This window comes from Sphingomonas sp. FUKUSWIS1, assembly GCF_000733135.1.
In the GTDB taxonomy this organism is placed as follows: Bacteria; Pseudomonadota; Alphaproteobacteria; order Sphingomonadales; family Sphingomonadaceae; genus Sphingomonas; species Sphingomonas aerolata.
On record NZ_JPJC01000136.1, the window covers coordinates 1 to 4,891 of the forward strand.

Sequence of the window (4,891 nt, forward strand, 5' to 3'; positions counted from 1 at the left end):
CCGGCCGCGTGGTCAGCGCCCGCGGCCGCGCGAGCCAGGCCCGCGCGCTCGGGCTCGCGCCGCTGTTGCGCAGCCACACCGCGCGGTCGGCGACATAGCCGGCGTCGCCGCGATACGTCTCCATCGTCGCCGCCGACAGATCGGACGCGTTCGGCGCATTGGTCCGGAAGGCGAGCCGCGCCTCGAACAGCGCGCGCTTGGCGGGACTCACCAGCAGGATCTGCCGCTGCGCTGCGCTCGTCTGCCCCGACCAGAGCAGCGCGTCCATCCGCGCATCCTGATCATCCGGCGACAGCGCGCCGGGGAAGCCCGTCGTCACCGCGACCTGATCGATCGGCGTCAGCCCGCCCGATCGCCATGCGGTGCGCACCGCGGCATAGGCCCGGTCGCGCTGCCCGGTTGCCTGCAATGCGCGCGCATAAGCGAGATTGCCCGCCGCGGACTGCGGCGGATAGCGCGTGAAGAATGCGACGACGCTGCCCGCCGCACCGCTGCCGATCGCCGCCTGCCGCTCCGCCGCGCGGCGATTGGCGGTCTCGTTCGGCCAGCCGGGATGCGCCATCAGGAACCCGGCATAGCTGTCGAACGGCAGCGCATCGGTCTGTTGCAGTGCGCGCCACTGCGCGATCGTCGAGGCGATCGCGCCGTCGCTCGCCATCGGCTGCGCCTGCGGGCCGATATTCGAAAGCTGCGTTCGGTACCGGTCGAGCGTTTCCTGTCCGACCCCTGAAGATACCGCCGTGCCGGCCAAAGCCGCCAGGACGATGCTCGATTTGAACGCCAATGCTACCATGTGGACAGGATAGCAGTTCAACCCGTATCTGTCCTGAACGAAACGCCCGAATTCAGCGCGGCAGGAGCGCAATATACCGATGTTTGCAGGTTTTTCCTTTGCCGGGTCGATCCCGGCGCTCGTCACGCCGTTCGCCGCGGACGGCGCTTTCGACGAGCGCGCCTATCGCGATTTCGTCGAGTGGCAGATCGCCGAGGGCTCGTCCGCGCTGGTCGCGTGCGGCACCACGGGCGAGGCAGCGACCCTGTCCTATGACGAGCATTTCCACGTCGTCCGCGTCTGCGTCGATCAGGCGAAGGGTCGCGTGCCCGTGATCGCCGGGGCAGGGTCGAACGACACACGCGTCGCCTCGGCCAATCTGCGTGCGGCGCTTGAGGCTGGCGCCGATGCCGCGCTGATGGTCCCGCCCTATTACAACCGCCCGAGCCAGGAGGGGATCTTCCGGCATTTCGAGGCGCTCGCCGCCGATGCGCCGCTGCCGATCATCCTCTACAACGTGCCCGGCCGCACCGTCACCGACATCCAGCCCGCGACGCTGGCGCGGGTCGTTACCGCCTTTCCGCAGGTGTTCGTCGGCGTGAAGGACGCCAGCGGCGTGCTCGCGCGCGTGTCGCAACACCGCGAAGCCTGCGGGCCAGACTTCTGCCAGCTGTCGGGCAACGACGACCTCGCGCTCGCGTTCAACGTGATGGGCGGCACCGGCTGCATCTCGGTCACCGCCAACGTCGCGCCGAAGCTCTGCGCGGAGTTTCAGGCGGCGTGCCAGGCGGGCGATTTCGTCACGGCACTCGCCTATCAGGACCGTCTCTATCCCCTGCACGACGCGCTGTTCACCGACGCGTCGCCGGGCCCGGTCAAATACGCCATGGCGCGGGTGCGGGCCGGCTTCCCCGAGACGCTGCGCCTGCCGATGACCCCCGCGGGCGACGCCTCGCGCGCCGCGGTCGACGCGGCGCTGGCGCACGCCGGCCTGGTCTGATCCCCGTCCGTCATCCTGACGCACGTCAGGATGACGGGAGGACCGACAATTAACGTCCAACGCGATACGACGCCCGCTTCCCCTTCGCCCTCCGACCTCCTACATCGCGCATCCCATGGCACGCCCCAAACCCCCGACCTTCGAAAAGACCAAGATCGTCGCCGAGAACCGGCGCGCTCGGTACGACTATTATATCGAGCAGGTGTTCGAGGCGGGGATCGCGCTGACCGGCACCGAGGTGAAGGCACTGCGCGGGGGCGAAGGCTCGATCGCGGAGGCCTATGCCGAGGTGAAGGGCAGCACGGTCCAGCTCGTCAATTCGAACATCCCCGAATTCAGCCACGGCAACCGCTTCAACCATGAGCCCAAGCGGCCGCGCAAGCTGCTGCTGCACGAGCGCGAGATCAACAAGATGTTCGGCGCGGTCGCGCGCCAGGGCATGACGCTCGTGCCGCTGATGATCTATTTCAATTCCAAGGGCCGCGCGAAGGTCGAGCTCGCGCTCGCCAAGGGCAAGCAAAACCACGACAAGCGCGATTCGGTGAAGGAACAGGACTGGAAGCGCGAGCAGGGCCGGATCATGCGGGATCGTGGATAAGCCGTGACCAGGGCGCCGGTCGGTCTCTTCGGGCGCCTCGCGGCGTGGTCGCATCGCAATCTGCCGACCCGCGATTCGATGGAGCGCAACCGCCTGTTGCGCCCCGTCGCGCACCGCGTGCTCGCGCCCGAATTGTGGCGCTTCACCCGGCGCTCGGTGCCGCGCGGCGTCGCGCTCGGCATGGTCGCGGGGATCCTCGTCCCGGTCGCGCAGACCCCCGTCGCCGCTTTGTTCGCGCTGCCGTTCCGCGCCAATGTGCCGACCGCCGCGCTGACCACCTTCATCACCAATCCGCTGACGACCCCGCCGCTCTGGATCGCCGCCTATTGGATCGGGTCGTGGATGCTGCGGATCGACGCGCACGTCCCCGGCCAGCCGGTCGCCGAAGCCGCCGCGCAAGCCGACTGGATCCCCTGGCTGATGCAGGCCGGCCCCGCCACCGCGCTCGGTCTGCTGGCGATCACCGTGGTGGCCTCGATCGGCGGCTATGCGCTCAGCGCACTCGGCTGGCGGCTGTGGATTGCCCGCAAGTGGCGGCACCGGCACGATAATCGCGGATCGTAACAATCGTCACTATCTGTCGCCCGACGAATTGACGGAGCGTCTTATCGGCGTAGAACACACCGCATCCTGAAGTTCTTCCCCGAGGGTCCTTGATGCGTACGTCGATTGTCACCGCCATTCTGCTCGCCTCCGCCGCAACGGTCTCGGCCCAGACCAGTCAGACCCCGGCCCGACGGGCCGCGCCGTCGCCGGCGCTCGCCGGTGTGGCCAGCGGTCCCGTCGCGCCGAAAGATGCGAACAAGCCGCAGATCGGCGATTTCGGCTTCGACATGGCCGGGCGCGATACCGCGGTGAAGCCCGGCACCGACTTTTTCGACTATGCCAATGGCGGCTGGGAGAAGGCGACGCCGATCCCCGCCGATCGCTCGTCCTACGGCATGTTCCACGTCCTCCAGGACCTGTCGCTCGAGCGCACCCGGACGATCCTCGACGCGGCGACCGCGAAGCCCGGCGACAAGGTCGGTGACTTCTACGCGAGCTTCATGGACGAGGCTGCGGTCAATGCGAAGGGCGCGGGCCCGGTGAAGCCGATGCTCGCCGCGCTCAAGACGACCACCGACAAGACCGCGCTCGTCACCCAGATCGCGAAGCTGCAGCGCCAGGGGGTCGGCGGGCTCGTCGGCGTCGGCGTCCAGCAGGACGACAAGGACCCGACCACCTATGTCGTCGGCTTCGGCCAGAGCGGCCTCGGGCTTCCCGATCGCGACTATTATCTGAAGGACGATGCCAAGCTCGCCGCGGTCCGCACCGCCTATCAGGCGTATCTCGCGCAGATGCTGACGCTCGCAGGCGAGCCCAACGCCGCCGCGCGCGCCGCGGCGGTCTTCGCGATGGAGAAGGGCCTCGCCACCGCGCACTGGACGCGGATCGAAAGCCGCGACGCGGACAAGACCTACAATAAATGGACCGCCGCCGACTTCGCGGCCAAGGCGCCCGGTTTCCCCTGGGCCCAGTACATGACCGCGATGGGCGTCACCGGCCGTCCCTTCTACCTCGTCGCACAGCCGAGCGCGCTGACGGGCGAAGCGAAGGTCTTTGCCGACACCCCGGTGAACGTCCTTCAGGATTACGCGATGCTCAAGGTGCTGCGCGCCTATGCGCCCTATCTCTCGAGCGATTTCGACAAGGCCAATTTCGGCTTCTACGGCACCACCCTGTCGGGCACGCCCGAGCAGCAGGTCCGCTGGAAGCGCGGCGTCTCGACCGTGTCGGGCGCGATGGGCGAGGCGATCGGCGAGCAGTATGTCGCCAGATATTTCCCGCCGGAATCGAAGGCGGCCGCCGATCAGCTCGTCAAGAACGTCATCGCGGCGATGGGCGACCGGTTGCGCAACCTCGCCTGGATGGCGCCCGAGACCAAGACCAAGGCGCTCGCCAAGCTTGCCGCCTTCACCCCCAAAATCGGCTATCCGGACACTTGGCGCGACTATTCCGCGCTTCAGGTCCAGCGCGGCGATCTCGTCGGTAACGTCGCGCGCGCCAACGCCTTCGACTATGATCGCGACCTCAAGAAGCTCGGCCAGCCGATCGATCGCGGCGAATGGTTCATGACGCCGATGACGATCAACGCCTATGCCAATCCGACGATGAACGAGGTCGTCTTCCCAGCCGCGATCCTCCAGCCGCCCTTCTTCGATCCGAAGGCGGACCCGGCGATCAACTATGGCGGCATCGGCGCGGTGATCGGCCACGAGATCAGCCATCACTTCGACGATCAGGGCCGCAAATACGACGCCAGCGGCAAGCTCACGGACTGGTGGACGCCGCAGGACGTCGCGCGCTTCAAGGTCTTCACCGACGCGCTGGTCAAGCAGTACGACGCCTATGAGCCCTTGCCCGGGCTGCACGTCCAGGGCGGCCTGACGCTCGGCGAGAACATCGCCGATCTCGCCGGGCTGACCGTCGCCTATGACGCCTATCACCGCTCGCTCGGCGGCAAGCCCGCGCCGGTGATCGA

The 4,891-nt window shown here is 67.9% G+C and carries 4 protein-coding genes and 1 pseudogene; 4 read left to right on the plus strand and 1 reads right to left on the minus strand.

Annotated elements, in window-relative coordinates; genetic code table 11:
- Window positions 1-814: pseudogene (locus sphsw_RS09235) on the minus strand (lytic transglycosylase domain-containing protein); the annotation flags it as partial.
- A gap of 58 nt (window positions 815-872) precedes the next feature.
- On the opposite strand from sphsw_RS09235, the gene dapA reads away from it, so the two are divergent.
- The 4 genes from dapA to sphsw_RS09255 all read left to right on the plus strand — a co-directional run.
- Window positions 873-1,772: a 4-hydroxy-tetrahydrodipicolinate synthase gene (dapA, locus tag sphsw_RS09240; protein WP_031440356.1), complete on the plus strand. Its 900-nt coding sequence runs from the start codon at window positions 873-875 to the stop codon at window positions 1,770-1,772.
- 115 nt (window positions 1,773-1,887) lie between these two features.
- Window positions 1,888-2,370, plus strand: a complete 483-nt coding sequence (gene smpB / locus sphsw_RS09245; RefSeq protein ID WP_031395420.1) for an SsrA-binding protein SmpB — start codon at window positions 1,888-1,890, stop codon at window positions 2,368-2,370.
- Window positions 2,371-2,448: 78 nt separating this feature from the next.
- Window positions 2,449-2,934 (plus strand): DUF2062 domain-containing protein, encoded by a 486-nt coding sequence (locus sphsw_RS09250; RefSeq protein ID WP_042466983.1) that lies wholly within the window; start codon window positions 2,449-2,451, stop codon window positions 2,932-2,934.
- A 92-nt stretch (window positions 2,935-3,026) separates the two neighbouring features.
- The coding region (locus sphsw_RS09255) for a M13 family metallopeptidase (RefSeq protein WP_042466981.1) at window positions 3,027-4,891 on the plus strand (1,865 nt) is incomplete at its 3' end.